The organism is Streptomyces sp. NPDC028711 (assembly GCF_055565415.1).
Map to the genome: position 1 here is coordinate 233,112 of NZ_JBVHUJ010000014.1, position 18,005 is coordinate 251,116.

Annotated in this window: 17 protein-coding genes; 5 read left to right on the forward strand and 12 right to left on the reverse strand. The window is 71.4% G+C overall.

Annotation, left to right across the window (positions count from 1 at the left end):
• The first annotated feature begins 22 nt into the window (after positions 1-22).
• The gene (locus ACZ4VK_RS33855) at positions 23-358 is read left to right on the forward strand and encodes a histone-like nucleoid-structuring protein Lsr2 (RefSeq protein ID WP_468360802.1); all 336 of its coding nucleotides are present in this window, start codon (positions 23-25) and stop codon (positions 356-358) included.
• Here the strand turns inward: ACZ4VK_RS33855 and ACZ4VK_RS33860 are convergent.
• Positions 337-924 carry an SCO3374 family protein gene (locus ACZ4VK_RS33860; RefSeq protein WP_468360805.1) on the reverse strand — a complete coding sequence of 196 codons (588 nt, stop codon included), beginning with the start codon at positions 922-924 and terminating at the stop codon, positions 337-339. The two genes, ACZ4VK_RS33855 and ACZ4VK_RS33860, sit on opposite strands and share 22 nt — an antisense overlap.
• Before the next feature lie 461 nt (positions 925-1,385).
• On the opposite strand from ACZ4VK_RS33860, the gene ACZ4VK_RS33865 reads away from it, so the two are divergent.
• A complete protein-coding gene (locus ACZ4VK_RS33865) occupies positions 1,386-3,908 on the forward strand; it encodes an ATP-dependent Clp protease ATP-binding subunit (RefSeq protein WP_468360807.1) in 2,523 nt (840 codons plus the stop codon).
• 81 nt (positions 3,909-3,989) lie between these two features.
• On the opposite strand, the gene ACZ4VK_RS33870 is transcribed toward ACZ4VK_RS33865, so the two are convergent.
• Both ACZ4VK_RS33870 and ACZ4VK_RS33875 read right to left on the reverse strand, forming a co-directional pair.
• Entirely contained in the window at positions 3,990-4,199 is a 210-nt protein-coding gene (locus ACZ4VK_RS33870; RefSeq protein WP_468360810.1) for a hypothetical protein, read from the reverse strand.
• Positions 4,130-4,627, reverse strand: a complete 498-nt coding sequence (locus tag ACZ4VK_RS33875) for an NACHT N-terminal Helical domain 1-containing protein (protein WP_468360813.1) — start codon at positions 4,625-4,627, stop codon at positions 4,130-4,132. The genes ACZ4VK_RS33870 and ACZ4VK_RS33875 overlap by 70 nt, the downstream gene beginning before the upstream one ends.
• A gap of 368 nt (positions 4,628-4,995) precedes the next feature.
• Between ACZ4VK_RS33875 and ACZ4VK_RS33880 the strand changes: the two genes are divergently transcribed.
• Positions 4,996-5,727: a M23 family metallopeptidase gene (locus tag ACZ4VK_RS33880; RefSeq protein WP_468360816.1), complete on the forward strand. Its 732-nt coding sequence runs from the start codon at positions 4,996-4,998 to the stop codon at positions 5,725-5,727.
• A 36-nt stretch (positions 5,728-5,763) separates the two neighbouring features.
• Here the strand turns inward: ACZ4VK_RS33880 and ACZ4VK_RS33885 are convergent, their stop codons facing one another.
• Positions 5,764-6,321 carry a TetR/AcrR family transcriptional regulator gene (locus ACZ4VK_RS33885; protein ID WP_468360818.1) on the reverse strand — a complete coding sequence of 186 codons (558 nt, stop codon included), beginning with the start codon at positions 6,319-6,321 and terminating at the stop codon, positions 5,764-5,766.
• A 101-nt stretch (positions 6,322-6,422) separates the two neighbouring features.
• Between ACZ4VK_RS33885 and ACZ4VK_RS33890 the strand changes: the two genes are divergently transcribed.
• Entirely contained in the window at positions 6,423-8,006 is a 1,584-nt protein-coding gene (locus ACZ4VK_RS33890; protein ID WP_468360820.1) for an MDR family MFS transporter, read from the forward strand.
• A 111-nt stretch (positions 8,007-8,117) separates the two neighbouring features.
• On the opposite strand, the gene cseC is transcribed toward ACZ4VK_RS33890, so the two are convergent.
• From cseC to ACZ4VK_RS33920, 6 genes are all read right to left on the reverse strand, one after another.
• On the reverse strand, positions 8,118-9,434 hold the full coding sequence (gene cseC, locus ACZ4VK_RS33895) for a two-component system sensor histidine kinase CseC (protein WP_468360822.1): 1,317 nt from the start codon (positions 9,432-9,434) through the stop codon (positions 8,118-8,120).
• Positions 9,435-9,443: 9 nt separating this feature from the next.
• Positions 9,444-10,145, reverse strand: coding sequence for a two-component system response regulator CseB (gene cseB / locus ACZ4VK_RS33900; RefSeq protein WP_468360824.1), 702 nt, complete (start codon positions 10,143-10,145; stop codon positions 9,444-9,446).
• Positions 10,146-10,260: 115 nt separating this feature from the next.
• Entirely contained in the window at positions 10,261-11,115 is an 855-nt protein-coding gene (locus ACZ4VK_RS33905) for a hypothetical protein (protein WP_468360825.1), read from the reverse strand.
• Positions 11,103-11,675 (reverse strand): SigE family RNA polymerase sigma factor, encoded by a 573-nt coding sequence (locus ACZ4VK_RS33910; RefSeq protein WP_351216954.1) that lies wholly within the window; start codon positions 11,673-11,675, stop codon positions 11,103-11,105. The genes ACZ4VK_RS33905 and ACZ4VK_RS33910 overlap by 13 nt, the downstream gene beginning before the upstream one ends.
• Before the next feature lie 259 nt (positions 11,676-11,934).
• On the reverse strand, positions 11,935-12,999 hold the full coding sequence (locus tag ACZ4VK_RS33915) for an HhH-GPD family protein (RefSeq protein WP_468360826.1): 1,065 nt from the start codon (positions 12,997-12,999) through the stop codon (positions 11,935-11,937).
• Between the two features lie 146 nt (positions 13,000-13,145).
• Positions 13,146-13,817 carry a phosphatase PAP2 family protein gene (locus ACZ4VK_RS33920; protein WP_468360827.1) on the reverse strand — a complete coding sequence of 224 codons (672 nt, stop codon included), beginning with the start codon at positions 13,815-13,817 and terminating at the stop codon, positions 13,146-13,148.
• Between the two features lie 245 nt (positions 13,818-14,062).
• Between ACZ4VK_RS33920 and ACZ4VK_RS33925 the strand changes: the two genes are divergently transcribed.
• Positions 14,063-14,908, forward strand: a complete 846-nt coding sequence (locus tag ACZ4VK_RS33925) for a hypothetical protein (RefSeq protein WP_468360829.1) — start codon at positions 14,063-14,065, stop codon at positions 14,906-14,908.
• A 168-nt stretch (positions 14,909-15,076) separates the two neighbouring features.
• Here the strand turns inward: ACZ4VK_RS33925 and disA are convergent, their stop codons facing one another.
• Together disA and radA are read right to left on the reverse strand one after the other, a co-directional pair.
• Positions 15,077-16,201, reverse strand: a complete 1,125-nt coding sequence (gene disA / locus ACZ4VK_RS33930; RefSeq protein ID WP_468360832.1) for a DNA integrity scanning diadenylate cyclase DisA — start codon at positions 16,199-16,201, stop codon at positions 15,077-15,079.
• Between the two features lie 322 nt (positions 16,202-16,523).
• The gene (gene radA / locus ACZ4VK_RS33935) at positions 16,524-17,927 is read right to left on the reverse strand and encodes a DNA repair protein RadA (protein WP_468360835.1); all 1,404 of its coding nucleotides are present in this window, start codon (positions 17,925-17,927) and stop codon (positions 16,524-16,526) included.
• Positions 17,928-18,005: the final 78 nt, after the last annotated feature.

Genomic DNA, 18,005 nt, shown 5'->3' on the forward strand with positions numbered 1-18,005 from the left:
ATTTTCGATGAAAGGAAATCCGGTGGCACAGAAGGTTCAGGTCCTTCTTGTCGATGACCTCGACGGTGTCGAGGCGGACGAGACCGTGACGTTCGCGCTGGACGGCAAGACCTACGAGATCGACCTCACCACCGCCAACGCGGAAAAGCTCCGCGGCCTGCTCGAGCCGTACACCAAGAGTGGCCGCCGCACCGGTGGCCGCACCACCGGTGGACGCGGCAAGGGCCGTGCCGTGGCGGCGGGCAGCCCGGACACCGCGAAGATCCGCGCGTGGGCCAAGGAGCAGGGCATGAACGTGAACGACCGCGGCCGCGTGCCCGCCGACATCAAGGCGGCCTACGAGGACGCGAACCGCTGAGGCGACAGCTGCTGAGGCGCCGGCCCCCGGGTCCGGGCACTCAGCAGCCGCACCCGATGGCACTCCACGGCCGCGGCGGCCACGAGCCGCACCAGGCAGGGGACGTCCGCACCGCCCCACAGCGCGGAGCGCAGCGCCGGCAGGGAGGCCTCGACCTCCCGACCCGGTGCCGGGGCCCGCAGCCACACCGCGGTGCCCGGCGTGCCGGATCCGCCCCCCGGGGGAAGGGGCGCGGTCATCCGGCCGTCGGCGCCCAGCGCCCTGAGATCGAGCGAGATGCCGCCCCACTCGAGCCAGTCGAGCAGGCCAGGTAGCTCCTCCGCGCTCCCCGCGGCCACGAGCAGCTCCATCCGGGGCCCGCGCAGGGCCACGGGGCCCGTCGCCGGGCCCATCCGGCGCAGCACGCCGTGACCGGCCGCCGCAGGCAGCTCCAGGACGTCGAAGCGCAGCCCCGTGACGAGCCCCACCGGCGGTCCCGCCACCGTCGCCCAGCCCAGCTCGTGCTCGTACCACCGCGCCAGACCGACGTCGGGCGGAGTACGGGGAGACGGGACGGTGAGGGCCATGCCGGGGGAACTCCCGCGAGGGCACCTCGGTTACGCCCGCGGTGACGCACGGTCCCCCTCCGAACGCGCGAGGTGTCCGGGATGGGGTGTACGGGTGCATTCGGGAGCGCAAGGGTGTTCGCTGGTAGCGGAGGGAACCGGGGTGCACCGCATGGAGTGTCAGTCCTTACGGGTAAGACATTCCTAGTGGAGAGGGGGTGACTCGCGGGCTTCGGCGTCTCACGTTCGCCATCGGCGTACTCAAGGCGCGGCTAACTACTTGGCCTGCGGGAACATCGTCTCGCACCATCGGGTTGGAGCATTTGTCGGTTGTTCGGCGGCAGGTCTCCCCACGGAAGAGGGGTGATCCGGACGGATGTCGGCAGTTGGAATGAGCGGTCCCCGCTTGCGGGACTAAGCTGCGGAAGGACAGGGAGGGGATCGACCCCTAACTGACTGACCGCTCTGAGGAGCGATTAACGATGTTCGAGAGGTTCACCGACCGCGCGCGGCGGGTTGTCGTCCTGGCTCAGGAAGAAGCCCGGATGCTCAACCACAACTACATCGGCACCGAGCACATCCTTCTGGGCCTTATCCACGAGGGTGAGGGTGTCGCCGCTAAGGCCCTGGAGAGCCTCGGGATTTCGCTCGAGGCGGTCCGCCAGCAGGTTGAGGAGATCATCGGGCAGGGGCAGCAGGCCCCGTCCGGGCACATCCCCTTCACCCCGCGTGCCAAGAAGGTCCTGGAGCTGTCGCTCCGCGAGGCCCTCCAGCTCGGCCACAACTACATCGGCACCGAGCACATCCTGCTCGGCCTGATCCGCGAGGGTGAGGGCGTCGCCGCCCAGGTCCTCGTGAAGCTGGGCGCCGACCTCAACCGGGTGCGGCAGCAGGTCATCCAGCTGCTCTCCGGTTACCAGGGCAAGGAAGCCGCCACCGCCGGCGGTCCTGCCGAGGGCACCCCCTCGACGTCCCTGGTCCTCGACCAGTTCGGCCGCAACCTCACCCAGGCGGCCCGCGAGTCCAAGCTCGACCCGGTCATCGGGCGCGAGAAGGAGATCGAGCGGGTCATGCAGGTGCTGTCCCGCCGCACCAAGAACAACCCGGTCCTCATCGGCGAGCCCGGCGTCGGCAAGACCGCCGTCGTCGAGGGCCTGGCGCAGGCCATCGTCAAGGGCGAGGTGCCCGAGACCCTCAAGGACAAGCACCTCTACACCCTGGACCTCGGCGCGCTGGTCGCCGGCTCCCGCTACCGCGGTGACTTCGAGGAGCGCCTGAAGAAGGTCCTCAAGGAGATCCGCACCCGCGGCGACATCATCCTGTTCATCGACGAGCTCCACACCCTCGTGGGTGCGGGTGCCGCCGAGGGCGCGATCGACGCCGCCAGCATCCTCAAGCCGATGCTGGCCCGCGGTGAGCTCCAGACCATCGGTGCCACTACGCTCGACGAGTACCGGAAGTACCTGGAGAAGGACGCGGCCCTCGAGCGCCGCTTCCAGCCCATCCAGGTCGCCGAGCCGTCGCTGCCGCACACCATCGAGATCCTCAAGGGTCTCCGCGACCGGTACGAGGCCCACCACCGGGTCTCCATCACCGACGAGGCCCTCGTCCAGGCCGCGACCCTGGCCGACCGGTACATCTCGGACCGCTTCCTCCCGGACAAGGCGATCGACCTGATCGACGAGGCCGGCTCCCGGATGCGCATCCGCCGGATGACCGCGCCGCCGGACCTCCGCGAGTTCGACGAGAAGATCGCCGGCGTCCGCCGCGACAAGGAGTCCGCGATCGACTCGCAGGACTTCGAGAAGGCCGCCTCGCTCCGCGACAAGGAGAAGCAGCTCCTCGCCGCGAAGGCCAAGCGCGAGAAGGAGTGGAAGGCCGGCGACATGGACGTCGTCGCGGAGGTCGACGGCGATCTGATCGCCGAGGTCCTCGCGACCGCCACCGGCATCCCGGTCTTCAAGCTGACCGAGGAGGAGTCCAGCCGCCTGCTCCGCATGGAGGACGAGCTCCACAAGCGCGTCATCGGGCAGAAGGACGCCGTCATCGGCCTCTCGCGGGCCATCCGCCGTACGCGTGCCGGTCTGAAGGACCCGAAGCGCCCCGGTGGCTCGTTCATCTTCGCCGGTCCGTCCGGCGTCGGTAAGACCGAGCTTTCCAAGGCGCTCGCCGAATTCCTCTTCGGCGACGAGGACGCGATGATCTCCCTCGACATGTCGGAGTTCAGCGAGAAGCACACGGTTTCCCGTCTCTTCGGTTCGCCGCCCGGATACGTCGGCTACGAAGAGGGCGGCCAGCTCACCGAGAAGGTGCGCCGCAAGCCGTTCTCCGTCGTCCTCTTCGACGAGGTCGAGAAGGCCCACCCCGATATCTTCAATTCCCTTCTCCAGATCCTGGAGGACGGTCGCCTGACCGACTCCCAGGGCCGGGTCGTGGACTTCAAGAACACGGTCATCATCATGACGACCAACCTCGGGACCAGGGACATCTCGAAGGGCTTCAACCTGGGCTTCGCGGCCCAGGGCGACACGAAGTCCAACTACGAGCGGATGAAGGCGAAGGTCAGCGACGAGCTGAAGCAGCACTTCCGCCCCGAGTTCCTCAACCGTGTGGACGACGTCATCGTCTTCCCGCAGCTGACCCAGGACGACATCCTCCAGATCGTCGACCTGATGATCGGCCGCGTCGACGAGCGCCTCAGGGACCGGGACATGGGCATCGAGCTCTCCCAGTCCGCGAAGGAGCTGCTCGCCAAGAAGGGTTACGACCCGGTGCTCGGCGCCCGTCCGCTCCGCCGGACGATCCAGCGCGAGATCGAGGACACGCTGTCGGAGAAGATCCTCTTCGGCGACCTGCGCCCCGGTCACATCGTGGTCGTGGACACGGAGGGCGAGGGCGAGGAGCGGGCGTTCACCTTCCGCGGCGAGGAGAAGACGGCCCTGCCGGACGCCCCGCCGATCGAGGCGACGGGCGGCACGGGCCCGAACCTGTCGAAGGACGCGTGACGCCGCGCTGAGCGTGTAGTGCGCTGAGGGGCGGCCCCGGAACCGAATCGGTTCCGGGGCCGCCCCCTTTCGTTTGTCGGCTCAGATGTGGATCTCGACCGTCGGGGCGAGCTTCTCGGTGCCGACGAACCGGCCACCGACGCCCATGACGGAGCCGAGGCGCGGCAGGGACGCCAGCGGCGCGAGGTCGTGGACCTGCTGTCCGAGGTCACCGAGGAGTCTCAGCTGGACCAGGGCCGGGAAGGTCCGGGCGATGACGTCCAGGGGGGGGGCGACGGCATCGGCATGCAAGCGGGGGCCGCCGTGTCGAGGTCGCCGATGGCGGTCAGGGTCGCCGCGAGGGTGTCGGTGTCGGCCTCGGTCTCGTCGGCGGGGAAGGGGGTCTCGCCGAGGCCGCTGCCCGAGCGTTCGACGAGGGTGGCGGCCAGCTTCCGGACGTCCTTCTCCGTCAGCGCCCGCTTCTCACCGCGGAAGGAGACGAGGGCGGAGAGCCGCACCTTGGGCGCGTTCCCCGTGAGACCCGCCCCCGGAACGTCGCTGACCAGCAGTTTCTTCAGGAGGGGGCCGATCGCGGCCGAGGCGAGTCGCGCGCCGATGAGTGACGGTTCCCTCTGTGTCCCCCCGTGGGTCCCCGAAGCGGTCAGCGTAGTGCGGGACGGCCTCGGAGGCGGCTCGGCTGCGTGACCCAGGTCGCATCCGGGGCGTGCCGCTGGTGACAAGGGGCACAGGGGTTTCGGGGGGCACTAACCGGAATAGTGGCGACCTTTGGTGTCGATTCGGGACGTTCAGGAGTGAACCGTCGGGACTTTGGTCCCGGAGGGTCCCGAACCGGGCGAGGTCGGCGTTTTCGGCGGTTCCGGGCGAAGGTGACATGCGGATAAACCGATTCTCTTGTGTCGGTATGTCCGATTTCGAAGGTGGTCTCCGGGGTCGTCAAGGGCTGAACTTCCACGGAGATCGCTACGACGCGATGTCGTAGATGGGGTGTTTTGGGCTGGCCGGGGGTCCGGGTTACCAAGGATGAGCAAGCCCGGCGCCGCAGCACTGTTCGCGTCGGGTCCCGTACTTCCCGGAGGTTTTCCCCCGTATGTCGAAGCGCGTCATGAACCCCGCCACCCGCGTCACCGCCGTCGCTCTCGCCGCCGCGGGCCTGGGAGCGACGATGGTGACCGGAGCAGGGTCCGCCTTCGCCGCCGAGGGCAACGCCGCCGCTCCGGTCGCGGTCACCGCGTCCGCCGCCGTCGCCGCCCAGGCCGAGACCCAGGCCCACGTGGCCGCCCAGGTCAAGGCCGCCGCCGCGAAGGCCTCGGCCGCGAAGGTCACCGCCGCCCAGCAGGCCGCTGCCAAGCAGGCCGCCGTCAAGAAGGCCGCCACGAAGGTCGTCGCCGCCAAGAAGGCCGCGTCCTGGGTCAAGCCGGTCACCTCGTACACCCTGACCGCCAGCTACAACCAGGGCGGCGCCATGTGGTCCCACAAGCACTCCGGCCAGGACTTCGCCGTCCCGGTCGGCACCCCGGTCAAGGCCGCGGGTGCGGGCACCGTCGTGAAGGCCGGCCCGAACGGCGGCGGTGACGGTCCCGCGTACGGCAACGCGATCGTCGTCAAGCACGCCAACGGCACGTACTCGCAGTACGCCCACCTCTCGAAGATCAAGGCGTTCGTCGGCCAGAAGGTCGCCGCCGGCCAGCAGATCGCCCTCTCGGGCAACACCGGCAACTCCTCCGGCCCGCACCTGCACTTCGAGATCCGTACGACCCCGAACTACGGCTCCGCCGTGAACCCGGCCGCGTTCCTGCGGTCCCACGGCGTGACCATCTGAGCCACCACCACCCCCGCGTGAGCCTCTGAGCTCCCGCTACCCGGCCCCGTGGGCCTGGTTCAGCAGATCGAGGGCGACCTCGAGGACGGCCTCGCGCTTCTCCTCGGGGTCGCCCTCGACGTTGTCCATGAAGAACATCCCCGCGTGCAGCGTGAAGATCGCGCTCACGCAGCGCACCCGGTCGCGCACGGCGAAGTCCGGCTCCTGGACCAGGCCGCTCAGCTCGAGCATCCGCTCCTTGAAGGTCAGGCCGATGCTCAGCTCGCGGACGGCCGCCTGGTTCTCCTGCATGAAGCGGAACAGCGGGTAGGCGCCCATCAGCGCTTCCTGGTAGCGGCGGAGGATCTGCTCCCTGACCTCCAGCGTGCGCGGCTGCTCCCTCGCCCAGGCGATCAGCTCGTCCATGGGCCGGGTGAGGTCCTGGAAGATGCCGATGATGATGTCTTCCTTGGTCTTGAAGTGGTAGTACAGCGCGGCCTTGGTGACATCGAGGTGCTCGGCGATCTCCCGCAGCGAGGTCTTCTCGTACCCCTGCTCGGCGAAGAGCTGCAGGGCCACGTCCTGGATGCGCTGGCGGGTGTTGCCTCGGGCCATGGCTGCTCTCCACTTTCAAGAAAACTTACTTGACGACCGGCAAGTTACGGCTCTACCGTCCCCAGTGTAGTAACTAGCCGGGCGGCAAGTAAGGGGACGACATGACGACGCAGACCACAGCGAAGCCAGCGCAGGGAGAGCCGGAGCCGCAGCCACGCAGTGTCCGCGTCGTCCTCCTCGCCCTGATGATCGCGATGCTCCTCGCGATGCTGGACAACATGATCATCGGCACCGCGATGCCGACGATCGTCGGCGAGCTCGGCGGCCTCGAGCACCTCTCCTGGGTCGTCACCGCCTACACCCTGGCCACCGCCGCCTCCACTCCCCTCTGGGGCAAGGTCGGCGACATGTTCGGCCGCAAGGGCGTCTTCCTCACCTCGATCGTGATCTTCCTGATCGGCTCCGCGCTCAGCGGCATGGCCCAGGACATGGGCCAGCTCATCGGCTTCCGCACGATCCAGGGCCTCGGCGCCGGTGGCCTCATGGTCGGCGTCATGGCCATCATCGGCGACCTGATCCCGCCCCGTGAGCGCGGCAAGTACCAGGGCATGATGGCCGGCGTGATGGCCCTCGCCATGATCGGCGGCCCCCTCGTCGGCGGCACCATCACCGACCACTGGGGCTGGCGCTGGTCCTTCTACATCAACCTGCCGCTCGGCGCCGTCGCCCTCGCCATGGTCACCACCGTCCTGCACCTGCCGAAGAAGCGACGCGCCACCGGCACGCCGATCGACTTCCTCGGTGCCGCGCTGCTGACCGTGGGCATCACCGCGATCGTCCTGGTCACCACGTGGGGCGGCACGGAGTACGCCTGGGGCTCGGCCACCATCGTCGGCCTCGCCGTCGGCGGAGCCGCCGCGCTCGCCGCCTTCCTGTACGTCGAGACGCGGGCGAGCGACCCGATCATGCCGCTGCACATCTTCCGCAGCCGCAACTTCACCGTGATGTCCCTGATCGGCTTCATCACCGGCTTCGTGATGTTCGGCGCGGTCCTCTACCTGCCGATCTTCCAGCAGTCCGTCCAGGGCGCGTCGGCCACCAACTCGGGTCTGCTGCTCCTGCCGATGCTCATCGCGATGATGATCGTCTCGCTGCTCGTCGGCCGCTTCACCACCAGCACCGGCAAGTACCGGATCTTCCCGATCGTGGGCGGCGCCCTCATGACGGTCGGCCTCTTCCTGCTGGCCCAGATGGACACCGACACCTCCCGGCTGACCTCCGGGGTCTCCATGGCCGTCCTCGGCGCCGGCATGGGCTTCCTCATGCAGATCACCATGCTCGTCGCCCAGAACAGCGTCGAGATGAAGGACATGGGCGTCGCCTCGTCGTCCACCACCCTCTTCCGGACGCTCGGCTCCTCCTTCGGCGTCGCGATCATGGGCGCGCTCTTCACGAGCCGCGTCCAGGACGAGATGGCGGCGCGCGGCGGGTCCGGCCTCACCGAGGGGACGGCCCAGCTGGACGCGGCGAGCCTGGCCAAGCTGCCGGAGGCGCTCCGCGAGGCCTACCAGCACGCCGTCGCCTCGGGCACGCACAGCGCCTTCCTGGTCGCCGCCGCGATCGCCGTGCTCGGCTTCGCCCTCGCCTTCCTCGTCAAGGAGGTGGCGCTCCGCGGCGCGGGCCCCGCGCAGGCCCCGGAGACGGAGAAGGGCGGGGACCAGACGAAGGTGGCCGAGACGGTCTGATCTCGCGCTGAGGCGGTACGGGGTGGGGCCGGTCCTGAAAAGGGGCCGGCCCCGAAACAGGAGGCCGGTCCCGACACAGGGACCGGCCTCACCCCCGTACCCCCGGAGCCGTCAGTCGGGCTGGCGCAGGATCGGGAAGCTGCCCGTGTTCGTCGGCGCGTGGTCCGGGAGCCACAGCACCGCGATGGCGCCGCCCACCCCGTTCGGCGCGCTCTCCGAGGCCACGTTCCGGAAGGTCAGCCGGGCGCCGAGGACCCGGGCCTGGCCCGCCGCGATCGTGAGGCCGAGCCCGTGGCCCTGGCCCGCGCGGTCGCTCGACCCCGTACGGAACCGGCTCGGGCCCTCCTTCAGGAGCGCCTCCGGGAAACCAGGACCGTGGTCGCGGACGCGGACGACCCGGCCCTCGACGGTGACCTCCACCGGCGGCCTGCCGTGCTTGGCGGCGTTCGCGAGGAGATTGCCCAGGACGCGCTCCAGGCGCCGCGGGTCGGTGTTCACCCACGACTCGTGGACGACCCGGACGACCACCTCGGGATCGAGGGTCCGCACCCGCCGCTCCACGAACTCGCCGAGCGAGATCTCCTGGAGCTCCGCCCGCTCGGACGCGCTGTCGAGCCGGGCCACCTCCAGGACGTCCTCGACAAGGGTCCGCATGGCCTGCGCCCGGTCCCGTACGAGCTCGGTCGGGCGCCCCGGCGGCAGCAGCTCGGCCGCCGTGAGCAGACCGGTCACCGGGGTGCGCAGTTCGTGCGCGATGTCAGCGGTGACCCGCCGCTCGGCCTCGATCCGTTCGTTGAGGGCGTCCGTGAGGGCGTCGACCGCCCACGCCAGGTCGTCGGTCTCGTCCCGTACGACCCCGCCGACGGCCTCCCGCACCCGGACGTCCGTGTTGCCCTGGGCGACCCGCCCGGCCGCGACGGCCGCCTTCCGCAGCCGCCGCGAGAGCTGGCCGCCGATGAGCACACCGAGCGCGCAGCCGCCGAAGACGACCGAGACCGAGCCGATGACGAGCGCCCGGTCCAGATCGTTCATGATCGTCGCGCTGCGGTCGGCGAAGGGGATGTGCAGCGAGAGCACGTCGCCGTTGGCGAGCGGCACGGCCGCCCACACGTCGGGCGGCCCGCCGTGCCGGTGCTCCTGCACGTACGTGCCGCGCCGCTTGTCCCGCATCAGCTGGTCGAGCTGGGCCGGCAGCGACGGATCGTTGATCTTCGTGCCGAAGCGCGGCTCCTTCGGCTTCGACGTCTCGTACATCCGCTGTGCGAAGAGCAGCCGCTCCATCTGCACCTCGCGCGCGTTGTCGAGCATCGAGATGCGGGCGGCGTTGTGCACGACCACGCTGAGGGTGACCGCGATGAGCGCGCCGACCGCCGCGATGGCGACGGCGATCTTCCATCGGACCCCGGTACGGATGGGCAACAGCCTCACGACCCCGCCCTAGCTCTTGAGCTTGTAGCCGAAGCCACGGACCGTCTCGATCCTGTCCTGGCCGATCTTGGCGCGCAGCCGCTGCACATGGACGTCCACCACCCGGGTGTCGCCACCCCAGCCGTAGTCCCAGACCCGTTCAAGGAGCTTGTCCCGGGAGAGCACCGTGCCCGGCGCCGCCGAGAACTCCAGGAGCAGCCGCATCTCGGTCGGGGTCAGCCCGACCGGCGCCCCGCCCTTGCGGACCTCCATGCCGTCGGGGTCGACCTCGAGGTCGCCGAAGACGAGGAGCCCGCCGCCGGGTCCCTCGTCCCCCTGCTCACCGGCGCCGGACCCGCCGGCGTGGCCGAAACGGCGCAGCACGGCACGGATCCGGGCCATCAGCACGGAGCCGTCGAAGGGCTTGGTGACGTAGTCGTCGGCCCCCGCCTCCAGGCCGAGGACGACGTCGATCGAGTCGGCACGCGCCGACAGCATGATCACCGGCACGGTCGACTCGTCACGGATGCGGCGGCAGAGGCTGACCCCGTCCATGCCCGGCAGCATCACGTCGAGCAGGGCGATGTCCGGCCGCCGCGCCCGGAAGGCGTCCAGGCCGGACAGCCCGTCGGGCATGGCCGTGACACGGAAGCCGTCGCGCTCCAGGGCGAGCTGGGTGGCCTCACGGATGACGTCGTCGTCCTCGACGAACAGGACATGGGTCTCGGCCATCGTGCGGTGCCCTTCGGGTGCGTGCGCTGCTTCTTCGGTCGGGGGTGTACGGCTCGGAGAACGGTGTACGGCTCGGTGTACGGAGAGCGGTGTACCGCTCGGCGGATGCTACGGCTCAGTTGGCCGGGGGCTCGCTCGGCGCGGGCTCCTCGATGCCGCCGTCGCCGACGGCCCGGCTGTAGTCGTTGTGCACCCAGTCGTGCTGGACGAACCTGTTCCCGGACCAGCGGTAGGTGAGCACGTCCTCGCCCGAGGGGTACGCGACCGGGTCACCCTCCGCGTACACCTGCTTGGTGACGACGAGCTCGCCGCGGTCGATCGTGGCGTACACCGCCGCGTCCTCCGCCATGAAGACGTTCTCGTACCGGTCGCTCTCCTTCCGGTAGACGTACGTGCCGATCCCGACGGCATCGCCGCAGGTCATCACGTTGACGACGACATCGGGGGCGGGTGCGTCCGTGAGATTGCCGTAGGAGGCGTCCACCGGGTAGGCGTCGGCGACGCACGGCTTCAGATCGGCCTTCAGCCGTTCGCCGATCTTCGGGTCGGCCTTGAGCAGCGCGATCGGATCCACCCGCTCGGCGGACCGCAGTCCGCCCTCGGCGGAGGGAGAGGGGGTGGGCGCCGCGGCCGCGTCGCGGGTGGCCGCCGCGCCCTCGTCGCGGGAGCCGGTGCCGCCGGTGGAGCAGGCGGCCATGGACAGCCCGACGGCGACGAGCCCGGCCGCCGCCGTGATGCTCGCCGCCTTGACGGTACGGCGCCGGCGCCGGGGCCCGGCCCCTGTCCCGTACCGGTCGCGGCCTCCGGGGCCGTCACCACCGCCGCCGTCGTCGTGTCCGCCGCCGAGGCGGTGTCCGCCGTCGTCGTGTCTGCTGCCGACGTGGTGTCCGCCGTCGTCGCGTCCGCCGCCGACGTGGTGTCCGCCGTCGTCGTGTCTGCTGCCGTCGGCTTCGCCGTCTAGGCCGCGCACCGCTCCCGCTCCCGTTCGTCGCCTCGTACGGTCGTCCGCTCCCCGGTCCGGCCCAGGGCACGGGCGTCGAGGTCACGGCTCTCCAGCTCCTGGCGGAGCCGGGCGAGCGCGCGGTGGAGCGTCGACTTCACCGTACCCGTCGACATCCCGAGCGCCGCCGCCGTCTCCTCGGTGCTCATCTGTTCCCAGTGGCGCAGGACGACGACGCTGCGCTGCTTCGGCGCGAGGACCTTCAGGACGTCCATGAGCAGCGCCCGGTCGGCGTGCTGCTCGGTGGGGTCGTCACCGCAGGCGTCGGGCAGCTGCTCGGTGGGCACCTCTTCGAGCCTGCGGGAGCGCCACCACTCGGTCCGCGTGTTGATCATGACCCGGCGCAGGTAGGCGTCGGCGAGGGACTTGTCGGCGATGCCGTCCCAGCGCCCGAAGGTACGGGCGAGGGCCGTCTGGAGGAGGTCCTGCGCGTCGACGGGGTCGGCGACGAGACGCCGGGCGCTGCGCAGCAGCGCCTCCTGCCGCGTGCGTACGTACTCCTCGAAGTCGAGCACCTCGCCATGCCTCATCCCAACCGCCTCCGCAACCCCGTGACCAGCCGTGTTCCTCGTGTCGTGGACGACGCTACGGAGCGGTTGTCACGGGGCTGTGCGGGACAGCCGTCGGTGGACGCACGGCTACCCATCGGTTGTGTAACAGCGGCGGTGAGAAGGTTTCGACGCGGGGGCGGGGGCTCAGGGCGCCCGGAACCCGGTAGGAGCGGGGCTCAGGGCATCGAAAGGTAGGAGCGCGGGCTCAGGACGCCCGGGAGTCGGCCGCGACCGGGGCTCAGGACACCGGAAGCCGGTAGTACCCGTCGTCCAGCGGCTCGACGAGACCGTCCGCGACCAGGCCGTCCAGTGCCCTGGCCCGCTGCACCGGCTCGTCCCAGACCGCGTCCAGGGCCGCCTGCGCCACCGGGTCCGTCGACTCGCGCAGCACGGCGAGGAGCCGGCCCCTGACCTGCCGGTCGGTCCCCGCGTACGTCTGGCCGCGCCGCGCCGGGCCGTCGTGGGCCGGCTTCCCGGAGAGCCGCCAGGAGCACCGCCCGGAGATCGGGCAGCGCCCGCAGTCCTCGTTCTTCGCCGTGCAGACCAGCGCGCCCAGCTCCATGGAGGCGGCGGCCCAGCGGGACGCGGTCGCCTCGTCCTCGGGCAGCAGGGCGCGGGCGAGCCGCCGCTCGGCGGCCGTGGTCGCGTTCGGCGGGTACTGGACGCCGGTCGCCGCACGGGCGAAGACCCGGCGCACATTGGTGTCCAGGACCGCGTGCCGCTGTCCGTACGCGAAGGAGGCCACCGCGGCGGCCGTGTACTCGCCGATGCCGGGCAGCGCGAGCAGCTGCCCGTGATCGCTCGGTACGTCGCCGCCGTGCCGTTCCGTTATGGCGACGGCCGCCGCGTGCAGCCGCAGCGCACGGCGCGGATAGCCGAGCCGCCCCCAGGCGCGGACCGCCTCGCCGGGAGCGTCGGCGGCCAGGTCGGCCGGGCGCGGCCAGCGCGCGAGCCACTGCTCGTACACGGGCAGGACCCGGACGACCGGGGTCTGCTGGAGCATGAACTCGCTGACCATGACGCCCCAGGCGCCGGCCTCGGGGCGGCGCCAGGGCAGGTCACGGGCGTGCCGGTCGAACCAGGCGAGGACGGGCCCGTGCAGCTCGGCGGGGGCCGCCGCCGGGACGGCGGGGGCGCCGGGGCCTTCGGGCACGAGCCGGTCGTCGGGCACGAGCCGGTCGTCGGACGTGCGCCGGTCGTCGGACGTGCGCCCGGCGTCGGACGTGACCTGAGCGTCAGGCGTGAGCCGGGCGTCGGGAGCGAGGGAAGCGTCAGGCGTGAGGGAAGCGTCGATGGAAGTCATGGCACCCCGATCCTGGCACGTCCGCGAGGTGATCCGTACGCGCCGTGGCTCGGGCACCGGGAGGGCGTCAGCACGTGCCGTGGCGCTCGCGCCGGAGTGAGCCGCGCCCGAGCCGGCGCGGGCGCCCGGGGGCACGCCGCCCGTGCTCAGTACGCTCCGTGGTGCGCGCACGGGGGCTCCTCGGCGCGGGGGACGGCGTGCGTCCGGGGCCCGCGCCCCGCGCACCAGACCACGGCCGAGCTCCGGCTCGACCGGGCCGTCTCCACCAGGGACCCCATCGGCCGGACCGCCGCCCGCATGACGAGGAAGGCCACCAGACCACCGAGGAGCAGACCGATGGTCACGTCGTGCGGGTAGTGCACGCCGACGAAGACCCGGGAGAAGGCCATGAGCACGGCCATCGGCACCGTCAGCCAGACGAGCCCGCGCCAGGAAAGCGCGAGCGCGATGGCGGCGGCGCCCGCGATGGCCGAGTGGTTGCTGGGGAAGGACCAGTCGCCGTACGGCGGGCAGGTGACGAGCGACGCGGGCGCCCCGACGACCGCGCGGCACGGACGTTCCTCGTCGATCAGCGACTTCAGCCCCTCGCTCACCACGTAACCGAAGGCGGTGGCGAGCGGGGCGAGCAGCGCGAGCGCCATCAGCCGGTTCGAACCGTCGCGGGAGCGCCACCAGCCGGCCAGGAACAGCACGCCGAACAGGAGCAGTCCGGCCTCGGTCCAGACCTCGGCGAGCCACTGGAACCAGTGGGGGGTGGAGTGGGCGAAGTCGGCGACGTCGAGATACAGCCGGTCGGACAGGTCGAGGAGGGTGTTCATGGTGGACGACGCTAACCGGAATCCGGAGTGCGCCGCCCCGGGCCAACGGCCAGAGCGACCCCCGACGAAAGTGGGGGTCTCGCCGCCCCGCCCGATTCCCCCCGGTTTCGGGTGAGGTGGTGAGGCGATCGGGCGCCGACGCGGGAAAGTTCCCGGAACCGACGGATGTGATCATCGGCAAAACTTGAGTTCTCGGGCGGCGGGTGGGGCGGGAGTTGGGCCCGATCTCTCGTAAGGTTCGGGTCGTGGGATCTTTGCGCAATCCGGTCGGGCCGCTTCCCTCCACCATCTACTGGCGACGGAGGGCGGTGGCGGCGTGCCTAGTGGCGCTTCTCGCGCTCCTCGCCGTATGGGCCGTCACCTCCGGTGACGGAGGCGGGAAGAAGTCGAACGACGCGGCCAACGGCTCGTCTCCCACCCCGCCCTCGATCACCCCAGGACCCTCCGGCACGGGACCGGCGATCAGCCAACAGCCCGGCGGACGCGACGAGTCGGACGACTCCGGCGACGCCACCGGCGGCAACGGCGGTTCGGGCGGCGCCGGTACGGACCCGGGCACCGGCACCGGCACGGACGCGGGTACGGCCGCCGGAACCGGTGACAGCGGCAAGAACGGCGACACCGACGGCGCCGGCGGCGACGGAGGCGCGGGCACCGGCGCGGGACAGCAGGTACCGGCCGACTCCCCGCTCCCCAACTGCCCCGTCGGCGCCCTGCAGTTGACGCTCCGCAGCGAGAAGGTCAGCTACGAGCCGGGCGAGAAGCCGCGCTTCCACCTCGTCGCGAAGAACACTTCGAACGCCGCCTGCAAGGCCGACTTCGGGCCCCGCAGCGCGGTGCTGACGATCAGCGACGCCCAGGACGACGAGATCTGGTCCTCGGCCCACTGCCCCCGCCCCGGCACCCCGGTCCTCCTGCGCGTCCCCGCGCGGACCACGGTCACCCACACCGTGGAGTGGGACCGCGGACGGAGCGCACCGCTGTGCGCCACCGCCCCGAAGGGCCAGGCCGGCCCCGGCACCTACCTCGTGGAGGCGACGATGCCGGGCGCCAAGGTGCTCCCCGCCTCGTTCACCCTCGCCAAGGACTGACGCCCGCACACCCGGACCTACGCCCGGCCGCGCGACTCCGGCCGCGCGACTCCGGGCGTACGGATCTCAGGCGTACGGACCTCAGACGTACGGACCTCAGTCGTGCGGCTCCGGACGTGCGGCTCCGGGCGTGCGGATCTCAGGCGTCCGGCTTCGGGCGTCCGGCTCTCAGACGTACCGTTCCAGGATCGAGGACTCCGCGAGCCGCGACAGGCCCTCGCGCACGCTGCGGGCGCGGGCCTCGCCGACGCCGTCGACGGTCTGGAGGTCGTCCACGCTCGCCGCGAGCAGCTTCTGCAGCCCGCCGAAGTGCTCCACGAGCCGTTCGATGATCGCGCCCGGCAGCCTCGGCACCTTCGCGAGGAGCCGGTAGCCGCGCGGCGAGACGGCCGAGTCGAGGGTCTCGGGCGAGCCGCTGTACCCCAGTGCCCGCGCCACGACCGGCAGTTCGAGCAGCTCGGTGTGGGTGAGCGCGTCCAGCTCCGTGAGCGCCTCCGCGACCGTACGCGCGCGCTTGGCGGTGGGTTCGGGAACGTAGTCCCGGATCACCAGCTCGCGCTCCGGCTCCACGCCCGCGATCAGCTCGTCGAGCTGGAGCGAGAGGAGGCGTCCGTCGGTGCCGAGCTCGACCACGTACTCGGCGATCTCGGTGGCGATCCGGCGGACCATCTCCAGACGCTGGGCGACGGCGGTGACGTCCCGGACCGTGACCAGGTCCTCGATCTCCAGGGCGGAGAGCGTGCCGGCCACCTCGTCGAGCCGGAGCTTGTACCGCTCCAGGGTCGCGAGGGCCTGGTTGGCACGGGACAGGATCGCGGCCGACTCCTCGAGGACCCGGCGCTCGCCGTTCACGTACAGCGCGATCAGACGCATCGACTGGGAGACGGAGACGACCGGGAAGTTGCACTGCTTGGAGACCCGGTCGGCCGTACGGTGCCGGGTGCCGGTCTCCTCGGTGGGGATGGAGGCGTCCGGGACCAGCTGCACACCCGCGCGGTGGATCTTGGTGATGTCCTTGTCGAGGACGAGCGCGCCGTCGAGCTTGCACAGCTCACGCAGGCGCGTGGCGGCGAACTCGACGTCCAGCACGAAACCGCCGGTGCACATCGAGTCGACCGTCTTGTCCAGGCCGAGCACGAGGAGCCCACCGGTGTTGCCCCGGAGGATCCGCTCCAGGCCGTCGCGCAGCGCGGTGCCGGGTGCGACCGCGCTCAGGGCGGCACGCATCAGTGCTTCGTTGCCGGAGCCCGCGCCGGACTTTCCAGGAGCTGCTGCCCCGTCCTTGGCTGCCACTGCACTCCTCCGGCTCGTACGGATGGGCGAGACCAGGGCAAAGTCTAGCGACACCACCCCGCCGCCCTCCGCCCCCGACCGATCCCGGGTGGTCCGAAAGGGGTCCCCGCCCCGGCACGGACCTAACCCTCCGCACCTTTGCGAAGCGTACGGAGCGAACCTGAAGGCCGTCGGCCGGGGTGCCCCTTGCGCACCGGTGTCGCTTTTGTACGGGACGCGGCGCTCGGTCGTGCGCGGCGCGCCGCTCATGTGGGGGCGCCGCTCACGCGGGCGCGCCGCTCAGCGGAGACGCCGCCAGGGCAGGGCGCCGCGGCCCCCCGCCCTACCCCTCCGCCACCTCCGGGGCCTTCGCGCGTCGGCTGCGCGGCAGCACCCGCAGCGCGTCGCCCATGTCCGCGACCTCCGTCACCTTCATGCCCGCCGGCACCCGGCCCGGGTCCGAGGGGACCAGCGCGTGCGTGAAGCCGAGACGGTGCGCCTCGGCCAGCCGGCGCTGGACGCCCGTGACCCGCCGGACCTCGCCCGCGAGCCCGACCTCGCCGATCGCCACCAGGTTCTTCGGCAGCGGGGTGTCGCTCGCCGCGGAGGCGAGGGCGAGCGCGATCGCCAGGTCGGCCGCGGGCTCGGTGAGCTTCACACCGCCCACCGTCGCGCTGTAGATGTCCCGCTTGCCGAGCGCGCTGATCCGGCCGCGCTGCTCCAGGACCGCCAGCATCATCGAGACCCGGGAGGTCTCGAGACCGGAGACGGTCCGGCGCGGGGACGGGATCTGGGAGTCGACGGTCAGCGACTGGACCTCGGCGACGAGCGGCCGGCGGCCCTCCAGGGTGACCGTCAGACAGGTGCCGGGAACGGCCACGTCACGCCGGGTCAGGAAGAGCCCCGAGGGGTCGGTGAGACCCGTGATGCCCTCGTCGTGCAGCTCGAAGCAGCCGACCTCGTCGGTCGCCCCGTACCGGTTCTTGACGCCCCGGACGAGCCGCAGACGCGCGTGCCGGTCGCCCTCGAAGCTCAGGACGACGTCGACCAGGTGCTCCAGGAGCCGGGGGCCCGCGATGGCCCCGTCCTTGGTGACGTGACCGACGAGGAGCGTGGACATGCCCCGCTCCTTGGAGGCCCGGATGAGGGCCCCGGCGACCTCGCGGACCTGGGCCATGCCGCCGGGCGCGCCGTCGATCTCGGGAGAGGCGACGGTCTGCACCGAGTCCATGATCAGCAGGGAGGGCTTCACGGCGTCCAGGTGCCCGAGGACCGCCGACAGGTCGGTCTCGGCCGCCAGGTACAGGTGGTCGCTGAGGGCGTTGATCCGGTCGGCGCGCAGCCGGACCTGGCTCGCGGACTCCTCGCCCGTGACGTAGAGCGTGCGGTGCTCGTCGCTCGCCGCCTTCGCCGCCACGTCGAGCAGCAGCGTGGACTTGCCGACACCCGGCTCGCCCGCGAGCAGCACGACGGCACCGGGCACCAGACCCCCGCCGAGGACCCGGTCCAGCTCGTCGACGCCGGTGGAGCGGGCGGTGGCCTGCCGGCCGTCGACCTGCCCGATGGGGACGGCGGCGGTGGAGACCCGGCCCGCGGCGGTCGTGCGGACGGCGGGCGCGCCGTACTCCTCGACCGTCCCCCAGGCCTGGCATTCGGGGCAGCGGCCGAGCCACTTGGCCGTCTGCCAGCCGCACTCGGTGCAGCGGTAGGACGGCCTGTCCTTGGTCGATTTCGTACGGGCAGCCATGTCGCCACCGTAGTGGCCGCCACCGACAACGGGCCCCGGGCCGTCCCGCCGTCGCGGAATGCTGGGTTCCTGTCCCCT

Excerpts from the sequence above, each read along its gene's own strand:
- ACZ4VK_RS33860 (WP_468360805.1), bottom strand. The coding sequence starts at position 924 with ATGGCCCTCACCGTCCCGTCTCCCCGTACTCCGCCCGACGTCGGTCTG.
- ACZ4VK_RS33865 (WP_468360807.1), top strand. The coding sequence starts at position 1,386 with ATGTTCGAGAGGTTCACCGACCGCGCGCGGCGGGTTGTCGTCCTGGCT.
- ACZ4VK_RS33880 (WP_468360816.1), top strand. The coding sequence starts at position 4,996 with ATGTCGAAGCGCGTCATGAACCCCGCCACCCGCGTCACCGCCGTCGCT.
- ACZ4VK_RS33885 (WP_468360818.1), bottom strand. The coding sequence starts at position 6,321 with ATGGCCCGAGGCAACACCCGCCAGCGCATCCAGGACGTGGCCCTGCAG.
- ACZ4VK_RS33890 (WP_468360820.1), top strand. The coding sequence starts at position 6,423 with ATGACGACGCAGACCACAGCGAAGCCAGCGCAGGGAGAGCCGGAGCCG.
- cseB (WP_468360824.1), bottom strand. The coding sequence starts at position 10,145 with ATGGCCGAGACCCATGTCCTGTTCGTCGAGGACGACGACGTCATCCGT.
- ACZ4VK_RS33910 (WP_351216954.1), bottom strand. The coding sequence starts at position 11,675 with ATGAGGCATGGCGAGGTGCTCGACTTCGAGGAGTACGTACGCACGCGG.
- ACZ4VK_RS33915 (WP_468360826.1), bottom strand. The coding sequence starts at position 12,999 with ATGACTTCCATCGACGCTTCCCTCACGCCTGACGCTTCCCTCGCTCCC.
- ACZ4VK_RS33920 (WP_468360827.1), bottom strand. The coding sequence starts at position 13,817 with ATGAACACCCTCCTCGACCTGTCCGACCGGCTGTATCTCGACGTCGCC.
- radA (WP_468360835.1), bottom strand. The coding sequence starts at position 17,927 with ATGGCTGCCCGTACGAAATCGACCAAGGACAGGCCGTCCTACCGCTGC.